This is a genomic window from Variovorax sp. Soil_C_19 (assembly GCF_057657255.1).
The window spans coordinates 28,348-41,558 of the sequence record NZ_JBDGIV010000021.1 but is presented as its reverse complement, the minus strand read 5'-3'; the positions used below and the strand labels follow the sequence as shown (position 1 = coordinate 41,558).

The following is a 13,211-nucleotide window of genomic DNA, read 5'->3' as shown; positions in this document are numbered from 1 at the left end:
ATGCCCTTCACCACCACCGAACCCGCCTTCCGCTTCCGCCAGGGCACGCGCCCGCTGCTGATCTCGATGCCGCACGTCGGCACCCATGTGCCGCCCACGCTCGCCGCGCGCCTGACCGACGAGGCGCGCCACGTGCCCGACACCGACTGGCACCTCGAGCGCCTCTACGACTTCGCCGACGAACTCGGCGCCTCGGTGCTCGTGGCGACACATTCGCGCTACGTGATCGACCTGAACCGTCCGCCCGACGGCGCGAGCCTGTACCCGGGCCAGAGCGTCACGGGCCTGTGCCCGGTCGACACTTTCGACGACACGCCGGTCTATGCCTCGCGCGACGACCTGCCCGGCGAGGCCGAGGTCGCCGAGCGCCGCGAGGCGATCTGGCAGCCCTATCACCGGCAGCTCGCGGCCGAGCTCGCGCGCCTGAAGGCCGCGCACGGCACCGTCGCGCTGTGGGACGCCCATTCGATCCGTTCGGTGCTGCCGCGCTTCTTCGAAGGCAAGCTGCCCGACCTGAACCTGGGCACCGGCAAGGGCACGAGCTGCGACCCGGTGCTGGCCGCGCAACTGCTTGAGATCGGCAAGGCGGCGAAGGGCTACACCGCGGTACTCAACGGCCGCTTCACCGGCGGCTACATCACGCGCGCCTACGGCAACCCGGCCGCGGGCGTGCATGCGGTGCAGCTCGAGATGACGCAGTCGAGCTACATGCAGGAGCAGCTGCCCTTCGACTACCTGCCCGACGTGGCCGCGGGCGTGCAGCCGCATGTGCGCCGGATGATCGAGGCGATGCTGGCGTTCGTCGAAGCCGCGCCAAAGGGCTGACAGCCGCCAGGGCCAGCCCCCGCTTCCTACAATCGGGGTCTATGAAGCCCCTCGTCTACACCCGCGGCCAGGCCCTTGCCGGCATCCTCGAAAAGCGCATCGCCATCCTCGATGGCGCGATGGGCACGATGATCCAGCGCTTCAGGCTCACCGAGGCGCAGTACCGCGGCGAGCGCTTCAAGGACTTCGAGCGCGACGTCAAGGGCAACAACGAGCTGCTCTCGCTGACCCGGCCCGACGTGATCCGCGACATCCACGAAGGTTATCTCGCCGCGGGCGCCGACCTCGTCGAGACCAACACCTTCGGCGCGACCACCGTCGCGCAGGAAGACTACAAGATGGCGCACCTCGCGCGCGAGATGAACTTCGAATCCGCCAGGCTCGCGCGCGCGGCCTGCGACAAGTTCAGCACTCCGGACAAGCCGCGCTTCGTGGCCGGCGCGCTCGGCCCCACGCCCAAGACCGCGAGCATCAGCCCCGACGTGAACGACCCCGGCGCGCGCAACGTGAGCTTCGAGGAACTGCGCGCCGCCTACTACGAGCAGACCGAGGCGCTGGTCGAGGGCGGCGCCGACCTGCTGCTGGTCGAGACCATCTTCGACACGCTCAATGCCAAGGCCGCGCTGTTCGCGGTCGACGAGTACTTCGAGGCGAGCGGCGAGCGCCTGCCGCTGATCATCAGCGGCACCGTCACCGACGCTTCGGGCCGCATCCTCAGCGGCCAGACCGTGACCGCGTTCTGGCACAGCGTGCGGCATGCCCGGCCGCTGGCCGTGGGCCTGAACTGCGCACTTGGCGCGGCGCTCATGCGGCCCTACATCCAGGAGCTGGCCAAGGTCGCGGGCGACACCTTCATCAGCTGCTACCCGAACGCGGGCCTGCCCAACCCGATGAGCGAGACCGGCTTCGACGAGACGCCCGACGTCACCTCGCGGCTGCTGCACGAATTCGCGGCCGAAGGGCTCGTCAACATCGTCGGCGGCTGCTGCGGCACCACGCCCGACCACATCGCGGCGATCGGCCAGGCCGTGGCGCCGATGCCCGTGCGTTTGTTGAACAACAGCGCTGGCTTCTACCGCGAAGCCGCCTGACTGTCCCACCCCCGAAGCGGCTCACTTCGTGTAGCCGCCTCCCCCTCAAGGGGGCAACACCAGCGGCCCGGCAAAGCCGGTTCCGCGGTGTTCGCACGGAGGGAGGAAGAGCGCGCCGTCGGCTGATTGACGGTGATGGAGGCTGCGCCGAGGCTGGGCGCACACAAGAAAGCCCCTTCGCCATGAACCCCAAGCATTCCTTCTCCTTGCGCTGGCTCGGCATCGGTGCGCTGGCGTTTGCGCTGCCGTTGTTGGCGGCCGCGCAGCAGGCCTACACGCGCGCGTCGGTCAACCTGCGCGCCGGCCCGTCGGGCGACTATCCGCTGGTGGCGCGCCTGGCGCCCGGCCAGCCGCTCGATGTGATCGGCTGTACCAGCGGCTACGGCTGGTGCGACGTGGTGCTGCCCGACGGTGGCCGCGGCTGGGTCTGGTCGCGCAGCCTCGATTACGCGTGGCAGGAGCAGCGCGTGCCGCTCGCGACCTATGCCGCAACGATCGGCGTGCCCGTCGTGACCTTCGTGATCGGCAACTACTGGGCCAACTACTACCGCGACCGGCCCTGGTACGGCGAGCGGCGCTGGTGGGGCCGCAGGCCGCCGCCACCGCCCGTGGCGGGCTGGCGTCCGCCGCCGCCGGTGCGGCCGGCCTGGCAGCCGCGGCCCTGGCCGGGGCCTGGCTTCAAGCCCGGGCCGGCGCACGGCGTGCGCCCCCCGCACGCGCCGGGCCACCCGCGCCCGCACCCGGGTCCGGGCTTCCGCCCGCCGGGCGACCCCGGGTTCAAGCCGCCGCGGCCCCAGCCCGTGCATCGGCCCGGACCGCCATCGCGCCCGCCGCAGATGCACCCCGGTGGCGGGCGACACGAAAGTGGCGGCGGCGGACGCCCGCATGGGCGCGGGGAAGGCAAGGGCGGTGGTGGCCGGGGCGGTGGCGAAGGCGGCGGCCGGGGTGGCGGCCACGGGAGCCGCAACTGAGCGCGCCCGCTTTGCCTTTCAGTCGCCGGTCGGCCAGGGATTGAGCAGCTTGGCGCCGGTGTTCTCGAAATCGCGGATGTTGCGCGTGACCAGCGTGAAGCGATGGGTCAGTGCTGTCGCCGCGATCATCGAGTCGCGATAGTTCTTCGGGTCGGGCACATGCATCGGCGCGCAGGCCATGGCGGCTTCTGCGCCAAACGGAAGGATCCGGCCGTCGAAGGCGAGACGCAGGCTTTCGAACCAACGGCGCAGGGCGCCGCCCTGGGGAGGCGCTTTTCGCTCCATCCGCAGGATTCCGGTCTCGAGTTCGAGCACGGTGACCGCGGAAAGGAAGAAGTGACTTTGGGGGATCGATGCCGCCCACTCGCGAACCGCCGCCGATGGGTTCGGCTTGCCGTGCCGGAGTTCCGATACGACGTTGGTGTCGAGGAGGTACATCAGCCGAGGTCCGGCGTCTTCAATTCGAGGTCGGCGCGCGGGAAGTCGATGGCGACATCCTCCGTGGACGGAAGGCTGTCCATCAATGCGAGCAGCGACATGTCCGCCTTGCCGTGGACACGGTCGTAGTCCTCGATGCGCTGGAGCACGTATTCGGGCACGCCCCGGTTCGTGATGTAGACCGGGCCGTCGGCTGCCGCCCGCTTGGCTGCGGCGACGTCGCGGGTGAAATCTCGGCTCGAGATGCTGGTGACGGTCATGACAACAACTCCCTTCAAGTTTTGCTTGTATGTTATGACATTGTCCGGTTCCACGTCAACCCTCGGCAGCCGCCTTGGCCGCCTGCCGGTCCCGCGCAATCAACGCCACGAAGCGCTGCGCGCCCAGCCCCAGCGGCCGCTCGCGCGACCACACCACGTCGACCCACAGGTCGAGCCCGTTGCTGAGGTTCTCGAACGGAATCTCGACCAGCGCACCGGTCGCCACGTGCGGCCGGGCGAAATTGCGCGGCAGCCAGCCCCAGCCGAGGCCGGCGGTGATCAGGCTCAGCGCGGCCAGCGCGTTGTCGGTGCGCCAGACATGGCGCGCGAACACGAAGCGCGGGTCGCTGGTGGCGAGGTCGCGTCCGGCCACCACGATCTGCCGCGTGTTCGTGAGGTGCTCCTCGCGCAGGCGCTGGCCCGCGGCCGCCTGCAGCACCGGATGGCCGGGCGCCATGACCGCCACCATGGTGTCGCTGCCCACCTCCTGGAATCCTTCGCGGCCGTCGAGGCTCGGCCGCTCGAACACCAGCGCCAGCTGCGCGCGCCCGCTGTGCAGCAGGGCCAGCGCATCGGCCTGCGGCGCCGCCAGCACCTCGACCTGCAGCAGCGGGTATTCGTCGGCGAGCGCCGCGAGCGGACCGCTCCAGGGCGCCGCCAGCAGTTCGGGCGCGATCGCCAGCGTGAGGCGGTCTTCGAGCCCCCGCGTGAGCGCGAGCGCCTGCACCTGCAACTGCTTGAGCTGCGCCGCGAGCAGCCGCGCCTGCGGCTCCAGAGATCGCGCGGCGGCGGTCGGCTGTGGCTCGCGGCCGCTGCGGTCGAACAGCGGCAGCGCCAGCTCGGCCTCGAGGTTGGCGATCGCCATGCTCACCGCCGACGGCACCTTGTGCAGCGCACGCGCCGCGGCCGAGAAGGAGCCGTGGTCGATCACGGCCAGAAAGACTTCGACGCTGTCGCTGGAGAAGGCCATGGGTGTCGATCTATCAATAAAACTGAAACAAGTTAACTCTTTATATCAGCAAATCACAAATAAAGTCCAGGCATCGCTTTTTCATTTGCCAGAGGAACAGGTCATGCAGGGCATCCAACGCCGCGTCGTCTACATCGCTCTTTACGAAGGGATCGCCATCGTGGCCGCCAGCGCCGGGCTGGCGCTGATGACGGGCGCGGGGCTCGGCCATTCGGGCGCGCTGGCCGTCGCGGCCTCGGTGGTCGCGGTGATCTGGAACCTGCTGTTCAACGCGCTTTTCGAGCGCTGGGAAGCGCGCCAGCTGGTTCGCGGGCGCAGCCTGCGCCGCCGTATCGCCCATGCGATCGGCTTCGAGGGCGGCCTGATCGCGGTGCTGGTGCCGCTGTTCGCCTGGGGCCTGGGCGTGTCGCTCTGGGAGGCGCTCGTCATGGACCTGGGCCTGGTGGTGTTCTTCCTGGTCTACACCTTCGTCTTCAACTGGGGCTTCGACCGCGTGTTCGGCCTGCCGGCCTCGGCCGCCCCCGCCACGCCCGCGCCAGCGGACGGGATGGCGCGCCAGGGCGCCTGAACGCCCCCGCGCGGCCGCGGCGCCTGCCGCAGCCGGTAAAATCACGCTCCCTTCCAAGGAGCGTTGCAGCGGCGGCCCACACAGCGGCCCGCCGTCAGGCTTGGAAGGCGCCCTGCTGGCCGGGGCGCAAGCCGCCAACGACGCTCACCTGCCGTTTTTCCCTGCACAGGTGAGCCCCGATGAGTGATGTTTCCACGACCCCCGTTCCCGCGATGAAGCTGTCCGGCCTCGAGCCGGTGGCCATCGGTGCCGGCTCGCTGTTCGTCAACATCGGGGAGCGCACCAACGTCACCGGCTCGAAGGCCTTCGCGCGGATGATCCTGAACGGCCAGTTCGAAGAGGCGCTGGCCGTGGCGCGCCAGCAGGTCGAGAACGGCGCGCAGGTGATCGACATCAACATGGACGAAGCCATGCTCGACAGCAAGGCCGCGATGGTGCGCTTCCTGAACCTGATCGCGAGCGAGCCCGACATCGCGCGCGTGCCGGTGATGGTCGACAGCTCGAAGTGGGACGTCATCGAGGCGGGGCTGCGCTGCATCCAGGGCAAGGGCATCGTCAACTCCATCTCCATGAAGGAAGGCGTCGACAAGTTCAAGCACGAGGCCCGGCTCGTGCGGCGCTATGGCGCGGCGGCGGTGGTGATGGCCTTCGACGAGAAGGGCCAGGCCGACACCTTCGAGCGCAAAATCGAGATCTGCGAGCGCGCCTACCGCATCCTTGTGGACGAGGTGGACTTTCCGCCCGAGGACATCATCTTCGACCCGAACATCTTCGCGATCGCCACCGGCATCGAGGAGCACGACAACTACGCGGTCGACTTCATCAACGCGGTGCGCTGGATCAAGCAGAACCTGCCGGGCGCCAAGGTGTCGGGCGGCGTCTCCAACGTGAGCTTCAGCTTCCGCGGCAACGACCCGGTGCGCGAAGCGATCCACACCGTGTTTCTCTACCACGCGATCCAGGCCGGCATGGACATGGGCATCGTCAACGCCGGCATGGTCGGCGTGTACGACGACCTCGAGCCGACCTTGCGCGAGCGCGTGGAAGACGTGGTGCTGAACCGCCGTTCCGATGCGGGCGAGCGCCTGGTCGAAGTGGCCGAGACCGCCAAGAGCGGTGCCAAGGACGACAGCAAGAAGCTCGAATGGCGCGGCACGCCGGAGCATCCGGTGCACGTCAACCAGCGCCTGTCGCACGCCATGGTGCACGGCATCACCGACTTCATCGTCGAGGACACCGAAGAGGCCTACCAGCAGATCCTCGCCAAGGGCGGCCGGCCGCTGCACGTGATCGAAGGCCCGTTGATGGACGGCATGAACATCGTGGGCGACCTGTTCGGCCAGGGCAAGATGTTCCTGCCGCAGGTGGTGAAGTCGGCGCGCGTGATGAAGTCGGCCGTGGCCCACCTCATTCCCTACATCGAGGAAGAGAAGCGCCAGGACGAGGCCGCGGGCCGCGACGTGCGCACCAAGGGCAAGATCATCATCGCCACGGTGAAGGGCGACGTGCACGACATCGGCAAGAACATCGTCACCGTCGTGCTCCAGTGCAACAACTTCGAGGTGGTGAACATGGGCGTGATGGTCCCGTGCCACGAGATCCTGGCCCGGGCCAAGGTCGAGGGCGCGGACATCGTCGGCCTCTCGGGCCTGATCACGCCGAGCCTCGAGGAGATGCAGTACGTGGCCGGCGAGATGCAGAAGGACGACCATTTCCGCATCCGGAAGATCCCGCTCATGATCGGCGGCGCCACCACCAGCCGCGTGCACACGGCCGTGAAGATCGCACCGCACTACGAAGGCCCCGTGGTCTACGTGCCCGACGCCTCGCGCAGCGTGAGCGTGGCGCAGAGCCTGCTGTCGGATCAGGCGGCCGCCTACATCGGCGAGATCAACGCCGACTACGACAAGGTGCGGCTGCAGCACGCCAACAAGAAGCAGGTGCCGCTGTGGCCGCTCGCCAAGGCGCGCGCCAACAAGACGCCGATCGACTGGTCGAACTACGTGCCGCCGGTGCCCAAGTTCATCGGCCGGCGCGTGTTCAAGAACTTCGACCTGACCGAGCTCGCGAAGTACATCGACTGGGGCCCGTTCTTCCAGACCTGGGACCTGGCCGGGCCGTTCCCCGCGATCCTCAAGGACGAGGTCGTCGGCACCGAGGCCGTGCGCGTCTATGCCGACGGCCAGCGCATGCTCAAGCGACTGATCGAAGGGCGCTGGCTCACCGCAAGCGGCGTGGTGGGCTTCTGGCCCGCCAACACGGTGAACGACGACGACATCGCGCTCTATACCGACGAGACGCGCAGCGAAGTGGCGCTCACCTGGTACGGCATGCGCCAGCAGGCAGAGAAGCACGTGATCGACGGCGTGATGCGCCCGAGCCGCTGCCTGGCCGACTTCGTCGCGCCGAAGGACAGCGGCCTGGCGGACTACGTGGGCGTGTTCGCGGTCACCGCGGGCCTGGGCGTCGAGAAGAAGGAGAAGTACTTCACCGACGACCTCGACGACTACTCCGCCATCATGCTCAAGGCGCTGGCCGACCGGCTGGCCGAGGCCTTTGCCGAGGCGCTGCACCATCGCGCGCGCACCGACTTGTGGGGCTACGCGAGCGACGAGGCGCTCGGCAATGACGAGATGATCGCCGAGAAATACCGCGGCATCCGCCCCGCGCCCGGCTACCCAGCCTGCCCCGACCACAGCGTGAAGCGCCCGATGTTCGACCTTCTGGGTTGCGCGGACATTGGCATGACGCTCACCGAAAGCCTCGCTATGATGCCGGCCGCCAGCGTGAGCGGTTTCTACCTGAGCCACCCCGACGCCACGTACTTCAACGTCGGCAAGATCGGGCACGACCAGCTGCAGGACCAGGCCGCGCGGCGCAAGCAGAGCGAATCCGAACTCGAGCGCCTGCTGGCACCCAACCTTTGAACCCGCCGGCCGCCCGGCACCGGGAGTCGTTATTCAGAAGCTGATGTTTGCAGCCGCGCAGTACGCGGCATGGGCGGTCTTCGTGGTCGCCTGCTGGGGCGCGGGACGCGCGCTGCTTGCGCACCTGGCGCCGCCGCCCCGTCGCGATGCCTGGCTCGAGGCGGCCATGGCCGCGGCCCTCGGGGTCGGCTTCTTCATCTGCGCCTTCCAGCTGCTCGCGGTCTTCGGCCTGTTCAAGCCGCAGGCCACGGCGGCGCTGGTCGGCGCGGGCGTGCTGGCGGCGGCGCTGCAGGCAAGGCCCTGGTGGCGCGCGCTGCGGGTGCTGCGCGGCACTGCGGCCGTCGCCGCCCGGGCGCCCTGGGCGCGCAACGAGAAGATCGCCGCCATCGCGCTCGCGCTGGTGGCGCTGCCATCGATCGTCGCGCCGCTCGCGCCACCGGCCGCGTTCGACGAGCTCATGTACCACCTGCCCTATGCGCGCCTGGTGGCCGAGCAGGGCAGCCTCGGCATCCACGAGTGGCTGCGCTACCCCTGGTTCCCGTACAACTACAACCTGCTCTATGCGGCCGCGCTGCAACTCGGCGACGACGTGCTGCCGCACCTGCTCAACGGACTGGCCGGCGCGCTCTCGGTGCTGATGGTCTTTCGCCTCGGGATGCTGCATGCGAACCGGCTCACCGCCTGCATCGGCGCCGCGATCTGGCTCGGCATCGGCGACTATTCGAATGCGCTCATCGACATGGGCGTGGCGCTCTTCGTGCTCACGGCCTGCGTGGCGCTGTGGTGGTGGCGCGAGTCCGAGCCGGTGGCGGGCGGCATGCGCTGGCTCGGCGTGGCGGCCTTCGCGCTCGGCGTGGCTGCGGGTTCCAAGTACCAGGCGCTGACCTTCCTGCCGCTGGTGGCGCTGTTCGTCGTGTGGCACGAGCGGCGGCCCAAGGCCTGGGCGCTGGCGCTGGCCTGCTTCCTCGTGCCCTGCATCTATTGGTATGCCCGCAATGCCGTGATGACCGGCGACCCGTTCAACCCGATCGGCGCCCGCGTGTTCGGCTTCACCGACTGGATCCCGGCCGACTACGTGCAGCAAGTCGCCGATGTGCGCGACCATGCCGCGCGGCCCAACCTGCTGATCTGGGCCGTGTTCCTCGCGCCCTTCGGCCTGCTCTGGAAGCGCTCGCCCGCGCTGCGCGCCGCCGGCTGGTTCAGCTTCTATTCGGTGGCCGTCTGGCTCATCACTTCGCGCTATCCGCGCTACCTCACGGCCTCGTACCCGCTGATCGCGCTGACGGCGGCCATCGGCTGGCAGGTGCTGTTCGGCTGGATCGCCAAGGGCCTGGGCCGCATGTTCGGCCGCCGCGGGCTGCCGGGCGGCGCCGCTGCGGCGGTGGTGTCGCCGGGGCGCTTCGGCCTCGCGGCCGACTGGGCCGCCGTGCTGCTGCTGGCCGCGCTGGCCGCGGTGTCGATGCGCCAGACCGCCGAGAAGATCGCGATGATCTCGCCCACACAAGAGACGCGCGAAGCCTTCCTGCGGCAGAACGTGCCCGGCTACGGCGCCATGGACTACCTGCGCCGGCATGCCGACGGGCGCGTCTACCAGATCGCGCTCAACGAGGCGATTTACTACGGGCCGAATCCGATCTGGGGCGACACGCTCGGCCCCTGGCGCTACCGCGACTTTTTGCTGCTGCCGCCGGGCGACATGGCGCGCAAGCTCGCCGGCCTGGGCTTTACCGCCATCGTCATGCCGACCTCGTTGGTGCCCACGCTCGCCACCCGGCCCGGCTTCGACGCGCACTTCACCCTGCTGTACGAACAGGACGGCGGCCGGGCGTACCGTATCCTCTCGAGCGCACCATGAACGAGCCCCAGACGCCAGCCACCGCCCCGATGCGCATCGCCGCGGTCATCCCCTGCTACAACGAGGCGCTTTCCATCGCGCAGGTGATCGCCGAGTTCCGCGCGGCGCTGCCCGAGGCCGAGATCCACGTCTTCGACAACAACTCGACCGACGACACCGGCGCCATCGCGCGCGCGAACGGCGCCTGGGTCACGCACGTGGCCGCGCCCGGCAAGGGCAACGTGGTGCGCCGCATGTTCGCCGACGTCGAGGCCGACGTCTACGTCACGGTCGACGGCGACGCCACCTACGACGTGGCCAGCGCGCGGCGGCTGGTCGATGCGCTGGTGGAGGGCAACCTCGACATGGTGGTGGGCAGCCGCGTCGACGATGGCCAGAACGCGCTCACCTACCGCACCGGCCACCGCTTCGGCAACCGGCTTCTGACCGGCGCCGTCGCGCAGCTCTTCGGCGGCGGCCTGACCGACATGCTCTCGGGCTACCGCGTGTTCTCGCGCCGCTACGTGAAGTCGTTCCCCGCGCTGTCGCAGGGCTTCGAGATCGAGACCGAACTCACCGTGCATGCGCTCGAACTGCGCATGCCCTATGCCGAGATCGCGACCGCCTACACCACGCGCCCCGAGGGCTCGCACAGCAAGCTCTCGACCTACCGCGACGGCTGGCGCATCCTCAGGACCATCTGCAAGCTGTTCATCAGCGAGCGGCCGCTGCAGTTCTTCTCGATCTTCGCGGCGGTGCTGGGCATCGGCGCGATCGCGCTGGCGATCCCGCTCCTCATCACTTACATGCACACCGGCCTGGTGCCGCGCCTGCCCACCGCGGTGCTCGCGACCGGCGCCATGCTCGCGGCCATGCTGTCGATGGTGTGCGGCGTGGTGATGCACGCGATCCGGCTCGCGCGCCGCGAAACCAAGCGGCTGCGCTACCTCGGGGTGCCGGGCGTCGGGCTGTTCCGCCGCGGGGCATGAAACCCGGCCGCGAGTTCCTGCTGTTCGCCGCGGTCGGCGCAGCGGGTTTCGTGGTCGACGTGGCGGTGCTGTACCTCGCCGCGCCCTGGCTCGGCTGGTACGGCGCGCGCGTGGTGTCGTTCCTGGCGGCGGCCACCGCGACCTGGGCGCTGAACCGGCGGTACACCTTCGCGGCGCGGCCGTCGGGCAGCTCGCTCGTGCGCGAATACCTCGGCTATCTCGTCACCATGCTCGGTGGCGCGGTCGTGAACTACGGCGCCTACGTGGGGGTGCTGCATGCCTTCGAAGGCCGCTGGGTGCCGGCGCTCGGCGTCGCGGCGGGCAGCTGTGCGGGGCTCGTGGTCAATTTCGTGGCCGCGCGGCAACTCGTCTTCAAGGCGCGCCGCCGGCCCTAGCCTCTCAGTGCGCGCCCGAGACCACCACCGGGATCTCGGTCGCGGGCGGCGTGTTGCGGCTGCGGCCGCAGCGCACGATGCCGTCGATCATCACCATGCCCACGCCCGGGATGTCGCCGAGCTGCACGCTCTCGAGCAGGCCCGGCGCGGGCGAATGCTGGGCCCGGTCCATGAACACGAAGTCGGCATCGCGGCCCACTTCGACGAGGCCGCAGTTGAGCTTGCGGATCTTCGCGGTGTTGCCGGTGGCGAAGCAGAACACCAGCTCGGCCGGGATGTTCGCGATCGAAGACAGCATCGCAATCATGCGCAGGATGCCCAGTGGCTGCACGCCCGAGCCCGCGGGCCCGTCGGTGCCGAGGATCACGCGGTGCGGGCACTTGAGCTCGAGCGCCGCCCGGGCCGCCGCGATGGCCACCTTCTCGTTGCCGTTGTGCACGATCTCGATCGCGCGCGAGCTCTTCTCGCACAGCTCGCACACGTGCGCCTCGGGCAGCGAGGTGTGGCCGCCGTTGATGTGGCCGATCACGTCGGCGTCGGCCTCGAGCACCACGTCCTTGTCGATCAGGCCCGAGCCCGGAATCGAGGGCCCGCCCGTATGGATCGTGCTCTGGATGCCGTACTTGCGCGCCCAGGCGACCATCTCCTTGGCCTCGTAGCCGGCCTTGACCGAGCCCAGGCCGACTTCGCCGAGCAGGCTCACGCCGGCTTCGGCGAGTTCCTTGAAATCGCTCTCGACCATGCCCTTCTCGATCACCGGTGCGCCGGCCAGCACCTTCACGCCGCCGGGACGGAAGTTGTCGAACGCACGCTGCGCTGTGATGGCCAGCGCCTTCAGGCCCACGATGTCCTTCGGCCGGCCCGGCAGGTGCACTTCGCCGGCCGAGATCATGGTGGTCACGCCGCCGTGCATGGTCGAGTCGATCCAGCCGATCTGTCCCTGGCGCGGCGTCCAGTCGCCGAAGACCGGATGCACGTGGCTGTCGATCAGGCCCGGCGCGACGCAGGTCTTCTTCGCGTCGATGACCGTCTTCGCGCCTTCGAGGTCGCAGTCCTTCTGCTTGCCGACTGCGACGATCAGGCCGTCGTTCACCACGATGGTGTCGGCGTCGAGGATGGGCCGGTCGATGTCGCCCGACAGCAGGAGCCCTATGTTCTGGATGACGACCTTGCCCGACTTGCCGCCGGTTGCGATTTCTGCCATGGGGTTTTGTCCTCGTCGTGGGGTGGAGTGATGTTGTTTGGGGCCTGGGCTTCGTCGGCCCGCACGGTGCGCAGCAGCGTCTCGATCACGAACGCTTCCCAGTGCGCGATCGCCTCGGGCGACTCCAGCGGCTCGCCGAGAAAGGCCGTGAGCGTGTGCCGGTTCGAGGTGTAGAAGTAGCCGGTCGAGGCGATCAGCAGATAGATGTCGCGCGCCACCAGGTCGCGGCGGAACAGCCCCTGCGCCGCGCCGCTCGCGAGGATCTCGGCAAGGATCGACACCGCGCGCGACGAATACTCGCGCGCCCGCAGCGACTTCGAGATGTGCCGGCCCTTGTGCAGGTTCTCGGTGTTGAGCAGCGTGACGAACTCGGGGTTCTTGCGGTAGTAGCCGAGCACGAAGCGGATCACCTCGGTCAGCGCCTCGACCGGCCGCGAGGCGTCGAGCGCGATCGCGGCCTCGGCATCGTCCATGCGCTGGTAGATGCCTTCGAGCACCGCGATGAACAGGCCTTCCTTGCTGCCGAAGTAGTAATAGATCATGCGGTCGTACGACTTCGCGGCCTTGGAGATCTTCTCCACGCTGCCGCCGTCGTAGCCGTATTTCGCGAAGACCTTGGTCGCCGCCTTCAGGATGCTGTCGCGCGTGGCCTGCGCCGCGGCCTCGCGCACGCCGGTGCGGCGCTGGGGCTTGGCGGCGGCGGTGCTGCGGCTGTCGGCCATCGTTCGCGCGGCGGGGC

The 13,211-nt window shown here is 69.2% G+C and carries 13 protein-coding genes and 1 riboswitch; of the genes, 8 read left to right on the top strand and 5 right to left on the bottom strand.

The genetic code is table 11. The features are described from left to right. From hutG to AC3A6R_RS25350, 3 genes are all read left to right on the top strand, one after another. A complete protein-coding gene (hutG, locus tag AC3A6R_RS25360) occupies positions 1-825 on the top strand; it encodes an N-formylglutamate deformylase (protein ID WP_487860627.1) in 825 nt (274 codons plus the stop codon). 41 nt (positions 826-866) lie between these two features. Beyond that, on the top strand, positions 867-1,916 hold the full coding sequence (locus AC3A6R_RS25355) for a homocysteine S-methyltransferase family protein (protein ID WP_487860626.1): 1,050 nt from the start codon (positions 867-869) through the stop codon (positions 1,914-1,916). 182 nt (positions 1,917-2,098) lie between these two features. Continuing rightward, positions 2,099-2,887 (top strand): SH3 domain-containing protein, encoded by a 789-nt coding sequence (locus AC3A6R_RS25350; RefSeq protein ID WP_487860625.1) that lies wholly within the window; start codon positions 2,099-2,101, stop codon positions 2,885-2,887. 18 nt (positions 2,888-2,905) lie between these two features. On the opposite strand, the gene AC3A6R_RS25345 is transcribed toward AC3A6R_RS25350, so the two are convergent. From AC3A6R_RS25345 to AC3A6R_RS25335, 3 genes are read right to left on the bottom strand one after another with little or no spacing between them, the layout of a single operon-like run. After that, on the bottom strand, positions 2,906-3,325 hold the full coding sequence (locus AC3A6R_RS25345; protein WP_487860624.1) for a PIN domain-containing protein: 420 nt from the start codon (positions 3,323-3,325) through the stop codon (positions 2,906-2,908). Further along, positions 3,325-3,585 carry a type II toxin-antitoxin system prevent-host-death family antitoxin gene (locus tag AC3A6R_RS25340; RefSeq protein ID WP_487860623.1) on the bottom strand — a complete coding sequence of 87 codons (261 nt, stop codon included), beginning with the start codon at positions 3,583-3,585 and terminating at the stop codon, positions 3,325-3,327. The genes AC3A6R_RS25345 and AC3A6R_RS25340 overlap by 1 nt, the downstream gene beginning before the upstream one ends. Before the next feature lie 55 nt (positions 3,586-3,640). Further along, entirely contained in the window at positions 3,641-4,555 is a 915-nt protein-coding gene (locus AC3A6R_RS25335; RefSeq protein WP_487860622.1) for a LysR family transcriptional regulator, read from the bottom strand. A 103-nt stretch (positions 4,556-4,658) separates the two neighbouring features. Between AC3A6R_RS25335 and AC3A6R_RS25330 the strand changes: the two genes are divergently transcribed. The 5 genes from AC3A6R_RS25330 (at position 4,659) to AC3A6R_RS25310 (ending at position 11,268) form a co-directional block, all read left to right on the top strand. Beyond that, positions 4,659-5,123: a PACE efflux transporter gene (locus tag AC3A6R_RS25330; protein WP_487860621.1), complete on the top strand. Its 465-nt coding sequence runs from the start codon at positions 4,659-4,661 to the stop codon at positions 5,121-5,123. Positions 5,124-5,172: 49 nt separating this feature from the next. Beyond that, a riboswitch (S-adenosyl-L-homocysteine riboswitch) is annotated at positions 5,173-5,276 on the top strand. Between the two features lie 59 nt (positions 5,277-5,335). Then, on the top strand, positions 5,336-8,050 hold the full coding sequence (gene metH / locus AC3A6R_RS25325) for a methionine synthase (RefSeq protein ID WP_487861086.1): 2,715 nt from the start codon (positions 5,336-5,338) through the stop codon (positions 8,048-8,050). A gap of 43 nt (positions 8,051-8,093) precedes the next feature. Beyond that, positions 8,094-9,905, top strand: a complete 1,812-nt coding sequence (locus AC3A6R_RS25320; RefSeq protein ID WP_487860620.1) for an ArnT family glycosyltransferase — start codon at positions 8,094-8,096, stop codon at positions 9,903-9,905. Then, positions 9,902-10,873 carry a glycosyltransferase family 2 protein gene (locus AC3A6R_RS25315; RefSeq protein WP_487860619.1) on the top strand — a complete coding sequence of 324 codons (972 nt, stop codon included), beginning with the start codon at positions 9,902-9,904 and terminating at the stop codon, positions 10,871-10,873. The genes AC3A6R_RS25320 and AC3A6R_RS25315 overlap by 4 nt, the downstream gene beginning before the upstream one ends. Continuing rightward, a complete protein-coding gene (locus tag AC3A6R_RS25310; RefSeq protein WP_487865946.1) occupies positions 10,870-11,268 on the top strand; it encodes a GtrA family protein in 399 nt (132 codons plus the stop codon). Before AC3A6R_RS25315 ends, AC3A6R_RS25310 begins: the two co-directional genes overlap by 4 nt. Before the next feature lie 4 nt (positions 11,269-11,272). Here AC3A6R_RS25310 and AC3A6R_RS25305 read toward each other — a convergent pair whose 3' ends face one another. Then, the gene (locus AC3A6R_RS25305) at positions 11,273-12,472 is read right to left on the bottom strand and encodes an amidohydrolase family protein (protein ID WP_487860617.1); all 1,200 of its coding nucleotides are present in this window, start codon (positions 12,470-12,472) and stop codon (positions 11,273-11,275) included. Continuing rightward, positions 12,418-13,194 carry a TetR/AcrR family transcriptional regulator gene (locus tag AC3A6R_RS25300; RefSeq protein ID WP_487865945.1) on the bottom strand — a complete coding sequence of 259 codons (777 nt, stop codon included), beginning with the start codon at positions 13,192-13,194 and terminating at the stop codon, positions 12,418-12,420. The genes AC3A6R_RS25305 and AC3A6R_RS25300 overlap by 55 nt, the downstream gene beginning before the upstream one ends. Positions 13,195-13,211: the final 17 nt, after the last annotated feature.